18 protein-coding genes are annotated in these 19,364 nt (G+C 64.3%); 8 read left to right on the top strand and 10 right to left on the bottom strand.

The window, feature by feature from the left end; genetic code table 11:
* Positions 1–151: 151 nt before the first annotated feature.
* Positions 152–1,084: a LysR substrate-binding domain-containing protein gene (locus NOX35_RS00815; RefSeq protein WP_182285256.1), complete on the bottom strand. Its 933-nt coding sequence runs from the start codon at positions 1,082–1,084 to the stop codon at positions 152–154.
* Here NOX35_RS00815 and NOX35_RS00810 point away from each other — a divergent pair.
* The 8 genes from NOX35_RS00810 (at position 1,063) to NOX35_RS00775 (ending at position 11,444) form a co-directional block, all read left to right on the top strand.
* On the top strand, positions 1,063–2,352 hold the full coding sequence (locus NOX35_RS00810; RefSeq protein WP_182285255.1) for a CoA transferase: 1,290 nt from the start codon (positions 1,063–1,065) through the stop codon (positions 2,350–2,352). The two genes, NOX35_RS00815 and NOX35_RS00810, sit on opposite strands and share 22 nt — an antisense overlap.
* A gap of 32 nt (positions 2,353–2,384) precedes the next feature.
* Complete coding sequence (locus NOX35_RS00805; protein WP_182285254.1) at positions 2,385–3,533, top strand: acyl-CoA dehydrogenase family protein; 1,149 nt, start codon at positions 2,385–2,387, stop codon at positions 3,531–3,533.
* Positions 3,534–3,578: 45 nt separating this feature from the next.
* Positions 3,579–4,313: a histidine utilization repressor gene (gene hutC / locus NOX35_RS00800; RefSeq protein WP_232538081.1), complete on the top strand. Its 735-nt coding sequence runs from the start codon at positions 3,579–3,581 to the stop codon at positions 4,311–4,313.
* Between the two features lie 137 nt (positions 4,314–4,450).
* Positions 4,451–6,361: a DNA helicase RecQ gene (recQ, locus tag NOX35_RS00795; RefSeq protein ID WP_182285253.1), complete on the top strand. Its 1,911-nt coding sequence runs from the start codon at positions 4,451–4,453 to the stop codon at positions 6,359–6,361.
* Positions 6,362–6,610: 249 nt separating this feature from the next.
* Positions 6,611–7,984, top strand: coding sequence for an aspartate aminotransferase family protein (locus NOX35_RS00790; RefSeq protein WP_182285252.1), 1,374 nt, complete (start codon positions 6,611–6,613; stop codon positions 7,982–7,984).
* A gap of 153 nt (positions 7,985–8,137) precedes the next feature.
* Positions 8,138–9,199 (top strand): peptidogalycan biosysnthesis protein, encoded by a 1,062-nt coding sequence (locus tag NOX35_RS00785; RefSeq protein WP_182285251.1) that lies wholly within the window; start codon positions 8,138–8,140, stop codon positions 9,197–9,199.
* Complete coding sequence (locus NOX35_RS00780; protein ID WP_182285250.1) at positions 9,196–10,095, top strand: hypothetical protein; 900 nt, start codon at positions 9,196–9,198, stop codon at positions 10,093–10,095. Before NOX35_RS00785 ends, NOX35_RS00780 begins: the two co-directional genes overlap by 4 nt.
* 47 nt (positions 10,096–10,142) lie before the next feature.
* The gene (locus NOX35_RS00775; RefSeq protein WP_256495399.1) at positions 10,143–11,444 is read left to right on the top strand and encodes a cyclopropane-fatty-acyl-phospholipid synthase family protein; all 1,302 of its coding nucleotides are present in this window, start codon (positions 10,143–10,145) and stop codon (positions 11,442–11,444) included.
* A 75-nt stretch (positions 11,445–11,519) separates the two neighbouring features.
* On the opposite strand, the gene NOX35_RS00770 is transcribed toward NOX35_RS00775, so the two are convergent.
* From NOX35_RS00770 to NOX35_RS00730, 9 genes are read right to left on the bottom strand one after another with little or no spacing between them, the layout of a single operon-like run.
* Positions 11,520–12,737 carry a DegT/DnrJ/EryC1/StrS family aminotransferase gene (locus tag NOX35_RS00770; protein ID WP_256495397.1) on the bottom strand — a complete coding sequence of 406 codons (1,218 nt, stop codon included), beginning with the start codon at positions 12,735–12,737 and terminating at the stop codon, positions 11,520–11,522.
* Position 12,738: 1 nt separating this feature from the next.
* Positions 12,739–13,125 (bottom strand): multidrug efflux SMR transporter, encoded by a 387-nt coding sequence (locus tag NOX35_RS00765; protein WP_182285247.1) that lies wholly within the window; start codon positions 13,123–13,125, stop codon positions 12,739–12,741.
* A gap of 12 nt (positions 13,126–13,137) precedes the next feature.
* Entirely contained in the window at positions 13,138–13,506 is a 369-nt protein-coding gene (locus NOX35_RS00760) for an EamA family transporter (RefSeq protein WP_182285246.1), read from the bottom strand.
* Positions 13,499–14,407: a carboxylesterase gene (locus NOX35_RS00755; protein ID WP_182285245.1), complete on the bottom strand. Its 909-nt coding sequence runs from the start codon at positions 14,405–14,407 to the stop codon at positions 13,499–13,501. The genes NOX35_RS00760 and NOX35_RS00755 overlap by 8 nt, the downstream gene beginning before the upstream one ends.
* On the bottom strand, positions 14,404–15,117 hold the full coding sequence (locus NOX35_RS00750) for an MtnX-like HAD-IB family phosphatase (RefSeq protein WP_182285244.1): 714 nt from the start codon (positions 15,115–15,117) through the stop codon (positions 14,404–14,406). The genes NOX35_RS00755 and NOX35_RS00750 overlap by 4 nt, the downstream gene beginning before the upstream one ends.
* Positions 15,110–16,045, bottom strand: a complete 936-nt coding sequence (locus NOX35_RS00745) for an HlyD family secretion protein (protein ID WP_256495395.1) — start codon at positions 16,043–16,045, stop codon at positions 15,110–15,112. Before NOX35_RS00745 ends, NOX35_RS00750 begins: the two co-directional genes overlap by 8 nt.
* A gap of 2 nt (positions 16,046–16,047) precedes the next feature.
* A complete protein-coding gene (locus tag NOX35_RS00740) occupies positions 16,048–16,803 on the bottom strand; it encodes an ABC transporter ATP-binding protein (protein ID WP_182285242.1) in 756 nt (251 codons plus the stop codon).
* Between the two features lie 10 nt (positions 16,804–16,813).
* On the bottom strand, positions 16,814–17,962 hold the full coding sequence (locus NOX35_RS00735; protein WP_256495394.1) for an ABC transporter permease: 1,149 nt from the start codon (positions 17,960–17,962) through the stop codon (positions 16,814–16,816).
* Positions 17,959–19,347, bottom strand: a complete 1,389-nt coding sequence (locus NOX35_RS00730) for an efflux transporter outer membrane subunit (RefSeq protein ID WP_182285240.1) — start codon at positions 19,345–19,347, stop codon at positions 17,959–17,961. Before NOX35_RS00730 ends, NOX35_RS00735 begins: the two co-directional genes overlap by 4 nt.
* Between the last annotated feature and the right edge of the window lie 17 nt (positions 19,348–19,364).

Raw genomic sequence — 19,364 nt, 5'->3', positions numbered from 1 at the left:
AGGCTTACCCGAGCGCCATAGTTACAGCATTTCTCAGCTGTATAGACATGCACCAACAATCGACAAGAGCAAGCAATGTGCCAACTCGCTCGCCCACGGACCGCCTCCGCCGTCTCCCGGAGACGCGCACCAAAACAGCATCCGAGTTGCGCTAGTCGGGTGCAATCACGCTTTTCGCCGCGGTCAGAAATGGTGCAATCAGCGCCGAGGCATTGCTCCTTGGCACCGACAGCACCACGGCCTGCTTGGCGACACGGCCCTTGATTCTTTTGCAGACCAGTCGCTTGCCGTCGTGGGTTCGGTCAACCACCGGCCGCGTGGTCAGAACGCTGACACCATGCCCGTTGGCGACCATGGAGCGAACAAGCTCTATCGACGCCAGTTCATAGTTCACCGTGGGCACCACGCCCGCCTCCCGAAACAGCGAGAGAAAGTACTCTCGGCTCTGCGGCAGGTTGATCAGCAGCAACGGCGACTGGGCCAGCTCCGCCAGGCTCACGCTGGGCGCCGCAGCCAGGGCATGCCTTGCGGGCAGCAAGGCATAGGGCGGCAACGCGGCAACCGGGTGCATGGTCAGCAGAGGGCGAGCCAGGCCCAGGTCATATTGCAGCGCGGCATGGATCTCCCCGCGCTCCACTTGCCGCGTCAGGGAGGCGATGTCCCCTTCGACCAGTTCGATGTCGATGGAGGGGTGGCGCTTTTGCATCTGGGTAAGCAACTGCGGAATCCACAGCGCGCCCAGCGTGCTCAGAAAGCCCAGCCTCAGCGTGCCGGAAACCGCCTGCTTGCGTGGCTCCTGAAGCAGTTGCGCAGCCTCCAGCAGGCTCAGGGCCTCCCGGCTTCTGGCCAGCCCTGCCGCGGTCAGGTCCAGCCCGACGGCATGTTTGCGCACAAACAGCTTCTCGCCCCATTGGGCCTCCAGGTCGGCAATCGCCTTGGAGATGGAGGGCTGTGAAACATTGATGGCCAGCGCCGCCTTGGCCGTGCTGCCGTGGCGTGCGGCGGCCACGAAGTACTCGAGCTGTCGCAGATTTATCTGAATCAATTTTTTGAATCCAATGAATGGGAAATGAATATTTTCCATTGATTCATGTTTTGGGCAGCATGCAGACATCGCTTCAGATCAACAGCGGGAATCCCATGCCTGAATCCACCGAAAAATCTGCCTCCCGTCCGCTGGACGGCATCCGCATCCTGGACTTCACCCGGGTTCTGGCAGGCCCCATGTCCACGGCCTTGCTGGCCGATCTGGGAGCGGAAGTCGTGAAGGTGGAGCCGCCCCAGGGCGACGACTACCGTGCCATCGGCCCCATGAAGAACGGGCAAAGCGCCTTGTTCACGGTCATGAATCGCAACAAGCAAAGCCTGGTGCTCGATCTCAAGCATGCGGACGCGGTGGCCGTGGTGCATGAGCTGGTCCGGCAGGTCGACGTGGTGGTCGAGAACTTCAGGCCTGGCGTGGCCGAGCGCCTGGGCATCGGCCCCGAAACGCTGCGCGCCCTCAATCCCCGGCTGGTGTATGTCAGCGTCTCTGGCTTTGGCCAGACCGGCCCGCTGGCCCATCGCCCGGCCTACGACATCATTGTTCAGGCCATGAGCGGCCTGATGGAAGCCACGGGCGAGCCTCAAGGCGCGCCCACCCTGGTCGGCGAAGCGGTCAGCGATGTGGTTGCCGGCCTGTTTGCCTCCTGGGCGACACTGGCGGCCCTGCTGCAGGCGCAGAGAACAGGCACCGGCCAGCATGTCGATGTCGCCATGTTCGACACCACGCTGAGCTTTCTGGCGACATCGATGTCACGCTATCTGTTCACCGGCCTGCCTGCCCGGCGTGTGGGCAACCGGCATCCGCTCTCGGCGCCGTTCGGCGTCTACAGGGCACGTGACGGCCACTACGCCCTGGCCGTGCTCAACAAGAAGCTGTTCGATGCCACCGCTGCCGCGATGGAACTGCCCGAACTGGCCAGCGATCCGCGTTTTGCCAGTGACGAAAGCCGCTCGGCCAACGAGCCCGCCTTGCGCGCTGCGCTGGAGGGCTGGAGCACGCAGCACGATGTGGCCCAGGTGGTCGCGCGGCTGGAGAGCGCAGGCGTTCCCGCAGCCCCCATCTGGAATATCGAGCAGGCCCTGAATTCCGAGCAGATCCGCTCGCGTGGCCTGCTCCGCGAGATCGAAGACGAACGCCTTCCGGGCCTGCAGCTGCCGACACAGCCCGTGCATTTCAACGGCGCTCTGCCCAATCGTGCGCAACGCGCGCCGGCCCTGGGCGAGCACACGGAGCTGCTGCTGCAAAGCTGGCTGGGCCGCAGCACGGACGCCATTGCTGCCTTGCGCGAAGCAGGCGCCCTGGGTTGATTCTGATAGCAAGAAAACAAGGAGAGACAGCCATGTCATTGATTCGTCTGGGCGCGACCGAAGAAGATCAGGCCGTTGCCGATGCCGTTGCACGCTTTGCCGAGGAAGCCCTGGCGCCCGTGGCCCAGGCCATGGACGAGCAAGCCTTTTCCGCCACGCGTCATGTGCCCGGCCTGTCCGCGCTGGGCGTGATGGGCATGAATCTGCCGGAGCGCTTTGGCGGGCCGGGCGTCACTCCCACCGCCATGCTGATGTCGCTGGTCGCCATCTCGCGCGCCTGTGCAGCGACCTCGTCCATGATCGGTGCTCACTACCTGGGCACGGATGCCGTTCTCATCGGCGGTGACGAGGCGCAGTGCGAGCAATGGCTGCCGCGCTGCGCCAGCGGGGAATGGCTGGCGGCCTTCGCGCTGACCGAGCCGCGTGGCGGCTCCCACCCAGCAGACATGCGTACCCGGGCCGTGCGCGACGGCGACGACTATCTGATCACGGGCGTCAAGCACTTCATCTCGAATGCAGCAGAGGCCCGCTTCATGGTGGTCTTCGCCAAGACCGATGCGCAGGCTGCGGCACGCGGAGTCAGTGCCTTCATCGTGCCGCGCGAGCTGCCCGGCATACAGGTATCGTCGCCCGAAAAGCTCATGGGCATCCGCGGCGGACATGCCTTTGAGGTTTCGCTGGACGGCGTCCGTGTCCCGGCTGCCAACCGCCTCGGCGCCGAGGGCACCGGGTTCAAGACCGCCATGAAAGTGCTGGACAACAGCCGCCTGGACGTGGCCGCGACCTCTCTGGGCATCGCCGAGGCCGCGCTCAAGGCAGCAGCCGACTGGGCCAACCAGCGTCTGGTGGGCGGCGAACCGATAGCCGGCAAGCAGGGCATCCAGTTCAAGCTCGCCGACATGAAGCTGCGTCTGGAAGCCGCCTGGGGGCTGACCATGCAGGCCCTGGCACTGCGCCAGCAGGGGCAGCCGTTCACCCAGCAGTCGGCCATGGCCAAGCTGTTCGCCTCGGAGATGGTGGGCTTCGTGACCGACGAGGCGCTGCAGATCCATGGCGGCTACGGCTATACCCGTGAAATGCCCCTGGAGCGCTATGTGCGCGACGCCCGCATCCTGCGCATCTACGAAGGCTCTTCCGAGATTCAGCGCACCATCATTGCACGTGCCGTACTGAGCACCTAGGGGTCGCAGCGGCACCCGGGAGGATTTGCTGGTGTAATCCACTCCATGGACAAACACTCTTCCATGTCGCTGCACGGGAAAATTCTCACCGAGATTGAACAGAACATTCTCAGTGGCCGCTGGCCGCCCGGCTATCGCATCCCGTCGGAGATGGAGCTGACCGTCCATTACCAATGCTCGCGCATGACCGTGAGCAAGGTGCTGAACAAGCTGGCAGAAGCCGGTCTGCTGGTGCGCAAGCGCAAGGCGGGAAGCTTTGTGACGAGCCCGCAAACCAGCTCTGCCGTGCTCGAGATTCCCGATCTGCGTCAGGTGGTGCTTGGCATGGGGCAGGAGTACTCGAGCAGACTGCTCGGCCGCACGCAGCGGCGCAGCACGCGCGAGGACATGGAGGCCATGCGCATGACGCGGCCGGCCCCCATCGTCCATGTGCTGTGCCTGCACATGGCGGGATCCCGGCCGTTCTGCATCGAAGACCGCCTGATCAATCTCGAATCCGTGCCGGACGCCGAGCACGAGCCGTTCACCGAACACAGCCCCAGCTCCTGGATGGTCAACCATGTGCCCTGGAGCTCGGCCGAACACCGCATTCGCGCCGAGGCAGCCAGCGAGGAAACCGCCGGCCTGCTGGAGATCAAGCCCGGCTTTCCCTGCCTGGTGATCGACCGCCGCACCTGGACCGGGCAGTTGCCCATCACCTTTGTGCGCCTGACCTATCCCGCCGATCTCTACGAGCTGGATGCGCATTTTTCGCCCTCCACCATAGGGCAGGCTGGCTGATTGTGCATAACCCGGCCCGGGCAGCGCGTCGGGTCGCGGCGCACAATAGGGCCAGTCCTGATGCTTGCACCCGAGGTTAAATCAGCCTCAAACTCATATACAGCAAGCGCTACCAGCTATCGATTCAAGAGTACCCGGTGTCTTCCGCGCAATCCATTCTGCAAGCCGTTTTTGGCTACGAGCAATTCCGTGGCCCCCAGCAGGCCATCGTCTCGCATGTCATCAACGGCGGCGATGCGCTGGTGCTCATGCCCACGGGTGGCGGCAAATCGCTGTGCTATCAGGTGCCGGCCATCGCGCGCCAGCAGCTCGGCCATGGCGTGACGATCGTGGTCTCGCCGCTGATCGCGCTCATGCACGACCAGGTCGGCGCACTGCATGAGGCCGGCATCAGCGCCGCCTATCTGAACTCAACCCTGAGCTACGACGAGACGCAGGAGGTGGAGCTGCGCCTGCAAAGCGGCGACATCACCCTGCTCTACGCCGCGCCCGAGCGGCTGAACACGCCACGTTTTCTGGGCCTGCTCGACGATCTGCATGCCCAGGGCAAGCTGTCGCTGTTCGCCATCGACGAAGCGCATTGCGTGAGCCAGTGGGGACACGACTTCCGCCCCGAATACCGCGCGCTGAGCGTGCTGCACCAGCGCTATGCCGAGGTGCCGCGCATCGCGCTGACGGCCACTGCCGATGCGCTGACGCGCGCCGACATCATCGAGCGCCTGCAGCTGGAAGCAGCCCAGCATTTCATCAGCAGCTTCGACCGCCCGAACATCCGCTACAAGATCGCCGAGAAAAAGGACGTCAGCAACCAGCTGCTGCGCTTTATCGAGCGCGAGCATGAGGGCGAGGCCGGCGTGGTCTATTGCCAGTCACGCAAGCGTGTCGAGGAGCTGGCCCAGACCCTGGTGCAGAACGGCATCAATGCCCTGCCCTATCACGCGGGCCTGCCCCAGGACATGCGCCAGAACCACCAGGACCGCTTCTTGCGCGAGGACGGCGTGGTCATGGTGGCGACGATTGCCTTCGGCATGGGCATCAACAAGCCCGATGTGCGCTTTGTGGCCCATGTGGACATGCCCAAGAACATCGAGGGCTACTACCAGGAAACCGGCCGTGCGGGCCGCGACGGCCTGCCCGCCGATGCCTGGATGGCCTACGGTCTCAGCGACGTGGTCAACCAGCGCCGCATGATCGACGAAAGCCCGGCCGAGGAACAGTTCAAGCAGGTGATGCGCGGCAAGCTCGATGCCCTGCTCGGTCTGGCCGAGGCCACGGACTGCCGCCGTGTGCGCCTGCTGGCCTATTTTGGCGAACAGTATGGACAGGAGCCAAGCCTGGACGGCAAGCCACTGCAGGCCGTTGCCCGCACCCATTGCGGCAACTGCGACAACTGCCTGGAGCCGCCGGCGCTCTGGGACGGCACGGATGCGGCGCGCAAGCTGCTGTCCACCATCTTCCGCGTGCACGAGGCCAGCGGCCTGACATACGGTGCAGGCCACATCATGGACGTGCTGCGTGGCAAGGAGACGGACAAGGTCACGCAGTACGGGCATGACAAGGTGTCCACCTTCGGCATCGGCAAGGAATATTCGGAGCCGCAGCTGCGCGCCGTGATGCGCCAGTTGCTGGCCACCGGGGCCCTGGGCCTGCACAAGGTGGTGAGCGAGAATAGCGGCCATGTGTTTGACACCTTGTGTCTGGCCGCCGGCTCGCGTGCCGTGCTCAAGGGCGAGATACAGGTGCAGCTGCGCGAAGCCGTGGCCGCTTCACGCAGCAGGAAGCAGAGCAAGAAGTCCGCCGCCAATGCGGCTGCGGTCAATCTGGGCCCCGATGCGCAGGTTCGCTTCATCAACCTCAAGGCCTGGCGCGCCGAAGTGGCCAAGTCTCACAATCTGCCGGCCTATGTGATCTTCCACGATGCCACGCTGGCATCGATTGCCGAACTCAATCCCCAGAGCCTGCAGGAGCTGCAGGGCGTGAGCGGCATGGGCACCAAGAAGCTCGATGCCTATGGAGCCGAGGTGCTGCGCGTGGTGGCCCTGGGCTGATCGGCCCGCCGCAACGGCTACGGTGCCGCCTGACCAGCCCGTGGCGGCTCGGCCCCGAGCCTTGGGCCAGCTGAAAGCGCAGCGGGAGGGCTGCCACGCCGGTTTCAAATCCCTGAGGCCGCAGGAAGCCGGCCAATAGAGACCTCTCCACAATTCCCACACAAATGCTCGACAGCCCGGAAATATTGCAAACGCACACTGCTGCCGCATACCGTTGACCGAATCCATTTTTGCGGAGCGCTTTCTGCTGTGATCAATACTGCCCAATTGCTGGCTGACGAAGCCAAATACTGCTCGTTTGGCGACACCGTCCACTACGTCAATCCTCCGAAGATCTTCACGGGCTGCGAAGGCAGCTATATGTACGACGATGCCGGCACGTCCTACCTCGATCTGCAGATGTGGTATTCGGCCGTCAACTTCGGCTACAAGAACAAGCGTCTTGAAGCCAAGATGATCGAGCAGCTGCAGGAGCTGCCCCAGGTGGCCAGCCAGTATCTGCACCCCACCAAGATCGAACTGGCCAAGTTCATCGCCGAGGACGCCAAGCGCAAATGGGGCCATGACGGCCGCGTGCACTTCAACGTGGGCGGCGCTCAAGCCATCGAGGACTCGCTGAAGGTCGTGCGTAACGCCAGCGGCGGCAAGAGCCTGATGTTCGCGTTCGAAGGCGGCTATCACGGCCGTACGCTGGGCGCATCCTCGATCACCTCCAGCTACCGCTACCGCCGCCGTTTCGGCCACTTCAGCGACCGCGCGCAGTTCATCCCCTTCCCCTACCCCTTCCGCCGCCCCAAGGGCATGACGTCCGAGGAGTATGCGGATCAGATCGTGCGCGAGTTCGCGCGCAAGTTCGAGAACGAATACCACGCGGTCTGGGACCCCAAGACCAATCAGTGCGAATATGCAGCCTTCTACGTGGAACCCATTCAGGGCACGGGCGGCTACGTGGTTCCTCCTCCCAACTTCTTCAAGGGTCTGAAGAAGGTGCTGGACGACCATGGCGTGCTGATGGTGGTCGATGAAATCCAGATGGGCTTCTGGCGTACCGGCACGCTGTGGTCGGTGGAAAACTTCGGCATCAAGCCCGATGTGCTGGTGTTTGCCAAGGCCCTGACCAATGGTCTGAATGCGCTGTCCGGCCTGTGGGCTCGCGAAGAGCTGATCAACCCCACGGTGTTCCCGCCCGGCTCCACCCACTCCACCTTTGCCTCCAACCCGCTGGGTACGGCCCTGGGCCTGGAAGTCATGAAGATGACCCACGAGATGGACTTCGGCCGTCAGGTGCGCGAATCGGGTGCCTACTTCCTCGAAGGCCTCAAGGAGCTGCAGAAACGCCACAAGGAAATCGGCGATGTGGACGGCCTGGGCCTGGCGCTGCGTGCCGAAATCTGCACCGAAGACGGCTTCACGCCCAACAAGGCGCTGCTGGACAAGATGGTGGACATCGGCCTCGAAGGCGGCCTGGAATACCAGGGTCAGAAGCGCGGCCTGGTGCTGGACGTGGGCGGCTACTACAAGAACGTGATCACCTTCGCGCCTTCGCTGATGATTTCGCGCAGCGAGATCGACGAAGCCATGGTGCTGCTCGATCAGTTGCTGACCAAGGCGAAGAAGGCGTAACCCCCTGAGCGGCTTTGCCTAGGCGGCTGCGCCGCTTCCCCCTCTCGCTTCGGGAAGGGGACGGCAGCCTCGCTGTCTCTTGCTTGGGTTGTGCCAGTTTTCTGCGCTGCAGACACACTCAGGCGCCATCAAAACCGACTACAAAAAGGCGAAATGGCGACGGAAAATTTCCGCAACCAGCTCGAACCCAGTGGCTTGCTGCAGCAGTTCACCAACCATCCTCCAGAAGGCTTTGCCTTGCTGAAGGAATGGCCGGCGCCAGCATTCACCGCCCCCTTCGATTTGCTGACCACTGCAGATGACGCGCTCAAGGCGCGTCTTTTGTCGTTGCCGGGCGGGCGCTGGCTGAGCTCCAGACTCAGGCTGAAAACGGACTTCGTCGGCAGCACGGTCAGCGAGTATGCGCCCCTGCCCCAGGGCATGGATGCCGCCACGCTGGCCCGGCAGCTGCGCGCAGTGGCGGGCCGCGCCATGCTCACCATCGTCAAGGATCTGCCGCAGGCATCGCCCCTGCTGAGTGCGGACGACAACGACTTTGCCAAGGCCTTGTCCCAGGCGCTGGCGGAGCAGGGCTTTGTGGCGCTCGAGGGCCAGGCACTGGCCTATGTGCCTCTTGGCTTTGCCAGCACGGACGAGTATCTGGCCGGCCTGTCCAAGAACCGCCGCAGCAGCCTCAGGCGCAAGCTCAAGAGCCGTGCCGGGCTTGACATCCGCCGCATGCCGACCGGCGCCGCTTTCGCCGACGAGAGCCGCATCGACGCCTACTACGCCTTGTTCGAGGCGGTGTACGCGCAAAGCGAGATCCATTTCGACAAGCTCTCGCGCGCCTTCCTGGCAGGCCTGCTGCGCGATGCGGACAACGGCGGCATCGTGTTCGAGTACCGGGATCGGCAAAGCGATGCTCTGCTGGGCTGGAATCTGTGCTTCGAGCACGACGGCAGGCTGATCGACAAATACATAGGCCTGTCGTACCCGGCAGCGCGTGAGGCGAATCTCTATTTCGTGAGCTGGATGGTCAACCTCGAGTATGCACTGGAGCGGGGTCTGTCCCACTATGTGGCGGGCTGGACCGACCCGGAAGTCAAGGCCCAGCTCGGCGCCAGCTTCACCATGACGCAGCATCTGGTCTTCATCCGCAATCCCGTGCTGCGCGCGTTGGGGCGACGCTTCTCTGGCCTGTTTGAAAGCGATCGTCAGTGGAGTGACAAGCCATGATGCAACAAACACCTGTGGTGCTGGATGTCGATGGATCGGTAGGCCCGCTGTTCCAGGAAAACCGCCTTGCGCTCACCCAGTGGCAGGAGCTGGTGCGCTTTGGCTGCGGCCTGCGCAGCTTCAGGCGCTTCAGCCAGGCCATGCAGGAGCAGCTGCCCGCGCAGCACGGAACCGTGCTCATGGGCAGCGGCGACTTTCACCATCTGAGCTGGCCGCTGATCGAGCGCTGCATTGCCCAGAAGGGCTTCAGTGCCAAGCATCCGCTGCGCGTGGTGGTGCTGGACAACCACCCTGACAATATGCGCTTTCCCTGGGGCGTGCACTGCGGCTCCTGGGTGCGGCGCGTGGCCATGCACCCGGCCGTGTCGCAGGTCCATGTGGCAGGCATTACCTCGCAGGACATAGGCTCGGGCCACGCCTGGGAGAACTATCTGCGGCCGCTGCGCGCGGGCAAGCTCACCTACTGGAGCTGCGGCGTGGACACCGGCTGGGCCAGGCGCCTGGGCGCGGGCAAGGCGTTTCGCAGCTTTGCCGATATCGCCGAGCTGGTACAGGCGCTGTCCAGCCACCTGCATGACTGGCCGCAGGACACGTATCTGAGCATAGACAAGGATGTGTTCGCCGCTGAAGTCGTGCGCACCAACTGGGACCAGGGCCGGATGCTGCAAGAGCAGGCCGAGCAGCTGATCGATGCGCTGCGCGGACAGATCACGGGAAGCGACATCACGGGTGATGTGTCGTCATGGCACTATGGCACCTGGTGGAAGCGACTGATGAGCGCGGGCGACGGCCAGGACACACAGATTGACGCCGCTACGCTGGCCGGCTGGCAGGCCGGGCAACATGCATTGAACCAGCGGCTGATACAGCACATAGCGCTCAGCAGCACGAGTTAGAGCGATTCCACCGACCACTTTTCAACACTTCGCCTCAAGGAGCTGACATGCTGGACCGGTTGACCGAAAAATTGCTGCAACAGGCATTTGCCCCTCTGGTCAAAACGGGACGGCTCGAAGTCATCACCCCTTCAGGCAAGGCGCTGATCTTCGGCGACGACGGCCAGCCCCAGGCGCGCCTGCGCTTTGCCGACAGACGCGCCGTCCTTGCGCTGCTGCGCGACCCCGACCTCAACTTTGGCGAGCTGTTCATGCAGCAGCGCCTGCTGGTCGAGCAAGGCACGGTCTACGACGTGCTGGAGCTGGTGCTGCGCGGCGCCAGGCATGTGCCCGTCAGCGCCACGGTACGCATGCTCGATGCCTGGCGCATGAAGCTGCGGCCCTTGCTGCAGAACAATCTGCGCGGCAAATCGCGTGCCAACGTGGCGCATCACTACGATCTGGACGACCGGCTCTATCAGCTGTTTCTCGACAGCGAGCGCCAATACTCCTGCGCCTATTTCGAGCAGGGCAACGAAGACCTGGAAACGGCACAGCTGGCCAAGAAACGCCATATCGCCGCCAAGCTGCTGATAGCGCCGGGCCAGCGCGTGCTAGACATCGGCTGCGGCTGGGGCGGTCTCTCGCGCTATCTGGCCGAGGTGGCCGGAGCCGACCATGTCACCGGCATCACGCTGTCCACGGAGCAGCTGGCCGGCGCGCAGTCCAGGGCCTCGCAGTCCATCCATGGCGAGCGGCTGGAGTACCGGCTGGAAGACTACCGTGATACGCAGGGGCCCTTCGAGCGCATCGTCTCAGTCGGCATGTTCGAGCATGTGGGCACGAGATTCCATGACGCCTTCTTCCGCAAATGCCATAAACTGCTCAGCGAGGACGGCGTGATGCTGCTGCACTTCATCGGCAACAGCGATGTGCCCGACTTCAACAATCCCTGGATAGAGCGCTACATCTTTCCCGGCGGTCATATTCCGTCGATGTCGGAGTTCACGCCGGCCATAGAGCGCGCGGGACTGGTGATCTGCGATATCGAGGTGCTGCGCCTGCACTATGCCCAGACCCTGCGCCTGTGGCGCGAGCGTTTCATGGCACGTCGTGCCGAAGCCGCAGCCCTGTATGACGAGCGCTTCTGCCGCATGTGGGAGTTCTATCTGTCCATGTCGGAAACTGCGTTCCGCTATCAGGACATTGCCATCTTCCAGGTTCAGCTGGCGCGCAGGCAGGATGCCGTGCCGCTCACGCGTGACTATGTGCACCAGCGCGAAGGGGCACTCAAAAGCCGGGAAGCGACCCTGGGCCCGAACGCACCGGTCATGGCAGGCGCCGCAAAAATCAAAGCATCCACCGCTTGACTGTCTTCGATTTCAGAATCAAAAAGACCTGAAATCGTTTTATCTCAAGCGCAAGAAGCTATCATTCTATGAGAATCAGGCACGCTGAACTGCGGACCCGAGGTGGCTCGCCAGTTGGGCAAACCGTGCTTCATCCAGCCACGGGCTGTTGCTGATGGCCAGCAGGCGCTGCGCCCAGTCACGTGCCTGGCCGACGGTGTCGCCCCGCGCAGCACCCAGCACATGGTCGTAGCGGCCATAGTCGGGCAGCACATGGACAAACGGCAGGGACAGACCCCAGCCGCCGCCCCAATGCGAGCGCAGCACGGCATCCCTGGCCTGCTGGCTGGGCATGCGCAGCAGTATCACCGGCCACACGCCCTGCGCCCCGGAAACGGCATCCTGCACGACTTCCAGCCCGCAGGCCTGCAACCGGGCGATGCGCAAGCCGGCCTGCCCGGATGTCTGTCGCTGAAATGCCGCCAGCCGCCGCAATGCCTTGGCGCCCACGCTCTGGCGCCAGCGCCCCAGACGGTGCTGGGGAATGAGGTCGTCGAAGTCATCGCCTGCGGCCTCTACCCAGTCACCACGCGACAGTGATTTCTCCAGTGGCTTGCCATAGGCCATGCGCAGGCCGGAGGGCCGGTAGAGCATGGCGTAGCCCAGCAGCTCGATGCTGCGGCGCAGCTCCCACCACGGGCTGAAGCGCGTGGCGGCGCCGGCAGCGCGCAGCGCAGCACGCATGGAAGGCTCGCGCGCCATCAGCACGCCACCTTCAAAGGTGCTCAGTCCCTTGCCGACGGCCAGGCTGAAGAAGCCGATATCGCCCTTGAGGCCCACCGACGTTCCGTCGCTGCGCGCTCCCAGCGCCTGGGCCGCATCCTCGATCACATAGGCGCCCACGGCACGCGCGCATTGCAGGGCCGCGTCCACATCGGCCACACGCCCGCACAGATGCGTGGGCAGCACGGCCAGCGTGCGCTCGCTGCACAGGCGCTGCAGGCAAACCGGGTCCATGTCCAGCGCATCGGCGCGCAGATCGCACAGGCGCAGCTGCAGCCCGCACTGCGCAATCGCCAGCGCCACCAACGGGCAGGTATAGGCCGGTGCAACGACCTCGCTGCGCTCCGGACTGAGGGTTTTGAGGCTTCGCAATGCCACCATCAGGGCCGAGGTGCCCGAGCATTCGAGCTGCACCGCATCCACTCCCAGCCACGCGGCCAGCTGCACCGCCAGGCTGCCCGCCCCCGAGGGCCAGAGATCGCCGAGCTGCAGCGGCAAGCCGGCCGTTGGCGGCACGGTGGGCTGGCGCATGTCAGGCGGCCTCTTCGGCCTCTGGCTTCTCGCTCACGGCCAGACACATGATGCCGGCCACGATGAACAGACAGCCAATGATCTGCGGCCAGCCAATGGGCTCGTTGAACAGCCAGTACGAGATCGCCAGCACCGAGATGATCTCCAGATGCGAGGCCGCGAATGCCGGGCCGATGGGAGCGTGCTTGAGCAGACTCATCCAGGTGAAAAAGGCCCCGATGTAGCCCACGAAGGCACCGTATATCCAGGGCTGGCTGAACACGCGCAGCAGCCAGCCGGTCGAGAACTCCAGCGGCAGTGCGGAATCACCGGCCTGCTTGAAGCTGAGCTGCGCCAGCGTGTCAAAGGCCATGAGTACCAGAAAGCCGACAATATAAAAACGCTTCATAGCCGAGGGCCCTCAGTGCAATCCAACGATGGCCACGCCTATGGACACCAGCACGATGCCGGCCACGCGCATGGGCGCGAGCTTTTCGCGAAACAGCACCCGTCCCAGAATCATGATGGCAACGATGTTGATGGAGCCCAGCAGCACCCCGTCCGACAGCGGCACCAGCGACAGAAACGCCAGCCAGACCAGAAACTCCGCCACATAGCAGGCAATACCCACCCACAGCCAGGGCCTGGTCAGCATGAAGCGCCAGCGCTCGGTGCCATTGCGATGCCCCGGCTCGCTGGCCGCGGCCTTGAAGGCCAGTTGCCCCCCGCTGTCTACCAGCACATTGAGTATCCACAGCGTCACCACCAGGGGCGAGAGATCACTACCCATTCGCACCCCTGGCAGGCGCCGCCGAGCTGGCGATGCGCGCGATGAATTCGTTGAGCTTGGCAATCACGGTGCGGCGCTCGCGGTCGATGGTGACCATGTGATAGCAATTGTCCAGCAGCACCAGGTCGACATGGGCGTTGACCGCGCCACGCTTGATATCGTGGGCATTGCTGACCGAGGAAATATCGTCTTCCCTGGCATGAATGACCAGACAGGGCGAGCGCAGCTGCGCCAGCCTGGCCTGCACATTCGCGGACAGGGCGCGCAGCTCGATGACGCTCCACCAGGGATTGCCGGGCAGGCCTGCGGCAGAGCTGTCGCCGCTGTTCATCTGTTCGACCACGCGCGCGCGCAAGGCCTCGTCCTTGATGCCGTAGGGCGGTGCCTCCATGAAAACGCTGTTGCGGCCAATGCCCAGCAGGCGGAACAGAGGCAGCAGGAACGCCAGCTTGGTATAGGCCGGAATGCTCCAGCCGTCATAGCGGAAGGTGGTGGACAGCGCACAGACGCCAGCCACCTTGTCGGGATGGCGCTCGGCAACGGCCAGCGACAGCAGCGCCCCCATGGACAGACCGCCGACCACGACATGGTCCACATGCAGCGAAAATCGCTGCAGACCCGACTCCACACTTGCCAGCCAGTCCGTCCAGCGGGCTGCCACCAGGTCTTCCATGCTGCCGCAATGTCCTGCCAGCTGCACCCCGTAGACCGTGAAGCCCTGTTTGTTCAGCCCTTTGGCGAGCAGGCGCATCTCGGCCGGCGTGCCGGTCAGGCCATGAATCAGCAGCACGCCGGTGCGGGCATTGAGGCCTTCGCCGGGCATGACGAACTCATGCGGCGTCACGCACAGCTGCTGCAAATCCGGCTGCAGCAGCAGCCCCAATCCATCGGCAGCATTCATGCAGTCTGCTCCATGCCGAGCACAACCTGCTCCAGCAGCTGGGTGGCCTGCGCAAAATGCTCGAAACGCGCGTGGGCAATCCCCTGGCTCTCGCAATAGTCGATGAGCTTGTACTTGGCCAGCACGAAATCCGCCTTGCCGGAAACGCAGAAGTCCGACGTGCTGTCGCCGATATAGAGCACCCGCCCGTGCACGGCCTGCTGCTCGGCCAGGCGTTCGCACTTGCAGTTGCCGCTGGCCCGTGTGCAGCGATTGCTGGCCCAGGGCGAATCCAGTCGCCAGCTGCGCTCTCCCGTCTGCACCAGGTGATTGGCGATGACTTCCAGATCCCCGAGGCCATGGCGTGCGAGCACATGGCGAATCGCATAGTCAATGCCGTCGCTGACGACCTGCACCTTGATGCCATGCAACCTGGCCTCGGCCACGAAGCCGGCAAAGTGCTCGTCGATCTCTATGCTGTCGAGATGGTTCTGCAGCTCGGCCTCGCTCATGTCCAGCAGGGCCACCTGCCCCTTCATGCATTCGCGCGAGCCGATTTCGCCACGTTCCCAGGCGTCTTCCAGATCCTGCCAACCCGGCTTGCCGAAGCGGTTGAGCAGGGTATCGGTCACGTCCAGCAGGCTGATGGTGCCGTCGAAATCGCTTTGCACCATCCAGCCGACCGAAGCTGTACCTGCAGGCGACGGGAAAATCTGAATGCGCTTATTCATGGAAACTGACCCTCACGTTCTGACCGACCTTGACATTGGCGGGCGGCTGATCAAACGCCAGCACGCATTCCACAACCCTTACCGGGCCGCGCTGTGCATCGTCCTGCAGCTTGGCGGCGCCATAGACGGGACTGATGCGCAGCACGGTCGCAGCGGGAAACTCCTGCCGGGCAGCGCTGCCGTCTGCGTCAGCGGCCACCTGGGCTTTCATGCCTTCGCGAATCGCCGTCACATAGCTTTCGTTGACTTCGGCACGCACGATCAGAGGGCGCTTGGGCAGCAGCACCGCCACCGGGCTGCCGCTTTGCAGCATGCTGCCGCCCTGGGCCAGCAGACGCACCACGACAGCGGCCTCGGGCGCACGCAGTTCATGGCGCTGCAGCTGGGCCCGCAGCTGCTCGGCCTTGCGCTTGGCGACCGTGACTTCCGCAGCCGCAATATCCACTTCGGACTGCGCGTCACGCAGGGCCTGCACGGCTTCGTCCACGCTCTGCAGGTCCGCCGCACCCTGTTTGGCAGCGGCCTGCCAGCGCGTCAGCGTGGCTTTGAGCGCAGGCAGGCGATCCTGGCGCGTCTTGAGCCTGGTCTGTGCCAGCTGCAGCTCGGACTCCGCCACCGCCAGATCGGCGCGCGCCGCATCGTCCGCGAGACGCAGCACCGCCTGGCCTTTCTGTACGCTCTGGCCTTCCTTGACCAGCAATTGCTGTACCACGCCCGATGCGGCCGACGAGAGGTCGAGCAGGCCGCCCTCGACGTCGATCTTGCCTCGCGCAACGGCGACCTGGCTTTGAGGCTTGATCTGGGCTGCAGCCGGCGTGATCACGGAGGCAGCGTCCTGAGACGGAGAGCACCCGCCCAGCACCAGCACGGCAGCCGCCAGCAGCGGCGCGCCCGACACGATGCTGAGACGAAATGGGCTTGCGTTCATGTTTATTCCTTGATGGGGCTGTTCTGGCGCCAGTCGCTGCGAATGGCGCCGTCTTCCATGCCCAGCACACGATCGGCATGGCGCACCAGGCGCGGATCATGGCTGACGCAGAGCACCGTGGTGCCATGCGTGCGCGCTGCACGGTGCAGCAAATCGATGACACGCTGGCCGCTCTCGGCGTCCAGCGCACTGGTGGGCTCGTCGGCGAACAGCAGGCGAGGCTGCTTGGCCATGGCACGTGCGATGGCCACACGCTGCTTCTCGCCGCCGGAAAGCTGAGCCGGGCGCATATGACTGCGGTGCGAGAGCCCCACTTCATCGAGCGCCTCCCTGGCACGGCGCAATGTCTCGGCGTTCCTGAGGCCCATATAGCCCAGCGGCAACTGCACCTGCTCCAGTGCCGTCAAGGCCGGAAACAGATTGAAGCCCTGGAAGACAAAGCCCGTATGGCGCAGGCGAAATTTCTCCAGCGCCGCCGTGCTGAGCTTGGCCAGGTCCTCGCCCAATGCCAGCGCATGGCCGGCATCGGGCTTTTGCAGACCCGACATCAGGGACAGCAGCGTGCTTTTGCCGCAGCCCGAAGGACCGGAGATCAGGCTCAACTCCCCCGCATACAGGCTGACGGACAGCCCCTGCAGCACATGCACCTGGACGATGCCCGACACAAAGGATTTGTCGAGGCGCACGGCCTCGAGGCTGGGCACAGCATCCTTGGCTGCAGCAGGTGTTTTGACGCGTTCCATGGTCTCGGCTGGCATGTTTCAGGCCTTAACGCAACAGGGTTGCCGGATCGGCACGCAGCAGGCTGCGCATGGCACCAAGGCCCGACAGCAGCGACAGCACGGCTACCAGAAAACCGCAAGCCAGTACTGCGGACAGGTTGAGGGCCACGGGCACGCGATAGCTGTATGCAATGCTGAGCAGCACCGCGCTGGCCAGTGCCGCCAGCACAAATCCCAGTCCGCCAATCCAGCAGGCCTGCTCGACCACCACGCGGCCCAGTGCCGCTCGGCTCACGCCCAGAGCATTGAGCACCGCATACTCGCGGGCGGACCCCGCCACCACCGCCTTGAGCGACTGGCTGGTCACGATGGCACCCACCAGGCAGACGATGACGGCCATGAAGAGGACGCCGGCACCGGCTCCGGTATCGAGCATCCAGTAACGCTGCGAGCGGCGCGCAAAGGCATCCGCCGTCCAGACCTCATAGGGGCCGAAGCTGCTGCTGGACTGGCTCAATCTCGCCTGGGCCTCGGCTGCCTTGGCACCTTGTTTCAGGCGCGCCACGAAATAGGTGCTGCCATGCTCGGCACTGGTTTCTGCAATTTCGCGGGCCGTACTGAGCGAGGCGATCACATTCACGCCACCCAGTCCGCGCAAGCCGTCGACGGCAGCCACGACCTTGACCGCATGGTTGTTGATCCAGGCCGTGCTGCCTTCCTGCGCCCCCAGAGTCCCCAGGTCCGCCCTGTCCACGATCACGGCGCCGGGCTCGCGCAGCAACTGACGCTGCCACGAGGTGAGCACCTTGGTGAACATCATGGAGGTGTCCGCTGTGCCGACCCCCGACAGATAGACCGAGACTCCGCCGCCGGTCGCGCCCTGGGCACCCGCGCGTGCGCGCCAGTCGCCATCGACCCAGACATAGGATTCCACGGCCGCCACATCGGGGTCCATGCGCAGACGCATCTCCACATCGCTGCCGATATTGCGCCCGAAGTTCACGCTTTGCGTGCCCGGATAGCCCACCCAGAGGTCAGCCGAAGAAGCCGTCACGTAAATCGCGGCAGAGCCGAAGATGCCCAGCACCAGGGCAGCCTGCATGGCCAGCAGAACGCCCGAAAAGCCCACGGCGAACACCGAGGGGACAAAGCGTCGCCACTCATAGATCAGCGTCTTGCGCGCCAGGGCAATCATGGCTGAGCCTCTGTGGTCTGGGTAACAAGCGCAGCATCGACAGGCGCAGCGCCCACGGCCTTGTAGAGAGCCACATAGGCCAGCGCCTCGGCAGCCCTGGCGGTTGCCAGCTCGCTCTGGTTTTGCAGGCTGGCGCGGGCGTTGTCGATGCCCGCGAATTCACTGGACAGGCCCAGTTGCTGGCGCACTGCCTGGGCCTTCTCGCGCCCGGCATGAACCTGCTGCTCGGACTGCAGCTGCTGCTGCCTTTGCTGCTGAGCAGCAACGGCTGCCAGGGCGGTTTCAGCCTCGGCAATGCCATTGAGCACGGCCTGGCGGTAGGCCTTGATGCTGGCCTGCAGCGCCAGCTCCTTGCCGTCCGCCACCGCACGGCGGCGACCCCAGTCAAAGAGCGGAATATCGATCTGCGGACCGACCATGGGGATGGAGTCCGAGGTCGTGCGGTGATTGCGCGTCAGGTTGTAGGCATACAACAAGGACCCCGTCAGGGTCAACCGCGGATAGAGCGCCGCGCGCGACACGCCGACCTCGGCCGCGGCCTGCTCCACCGCGGCCTCGGCGCTTTGAATATCGGGGCGGTTGCGCAGCAGGTCTGCCGGCAGCACGGCAAGCGCCTGCACTACGGGCAGCGCGACATCGGCACTTGGCTGCAGCCATTGCGGCTCGGCGCGTTCCCGCCCCAGCAAGGCTGCCAGCGCATGGGCTGCACGCGCCTGGGCTTCGTTCAGGATGGACAGCTGAGACTCTGCGGTGCGCAGCTGCAGCTGTTGTTGCTCCAGAGACTGGGCATCGGCCAGCCTCTGCGCATGCCGAATCTGCAAGAGCTGCAGCTGTCGCCTTGCCTGCTGCACCTGCTTTTCTGCAAGACTGCGCTGCACCTGGGCCAGCCGGATATCGAGATAACGGTGCACCACATCGGCCACCAGGGCCACCCGCGACGCATGCAGCTGGGCTTGTGCGTCCAGCACGCCGGCCGCGCCTGCACGGCGTGCCGCGGCTGAATCGCCAAACAGGCCCAGATCCCAGCTCACATCAATGCTGGCATGGAAGTAAGTATCAACTGCTGCAATATCCTGCAAGGTCCGCGCTCCGGTGCTGACCGTGGGGCGGAAAGCCGCATCGGCCGTACCGGCCAGCAAGCGCTGCTGACGCAGGCGCAGCACGGCCTGAGCCACATCAAGATTCTGGGCCAGCGCCTCGTCCACCAGCGCATTGAGAGCAGGGTCATTCCAGGCGCGCCACCATTGGGCCAGCTCCGCAGAGGCCGGCTTTGGGGCCGACTCCTGCTGCTGCCATCGAGGTGGCGTGGTTCGGTCCAGCTTGACGGCCTCGGGCGCGGCACAGCCTGCCAGCAAGGACAAAGCACATAGACAAAGACTGCCCATGCGAAGACGCGAGACGT

Origin of the sequence: Comamonas sp. C11 (assembly GCF_024496285.1) — a bacterium.
GTDB lineage: Bacteria > Pseudomonadota > Gammaproteobacteria > Burkholderiales > Burkholderiaceae_C > Comamonas > Comamonas testosteroni_F.
This window is presented reverse-complemented; position numbering and strand designations above follow the sequence as displayed.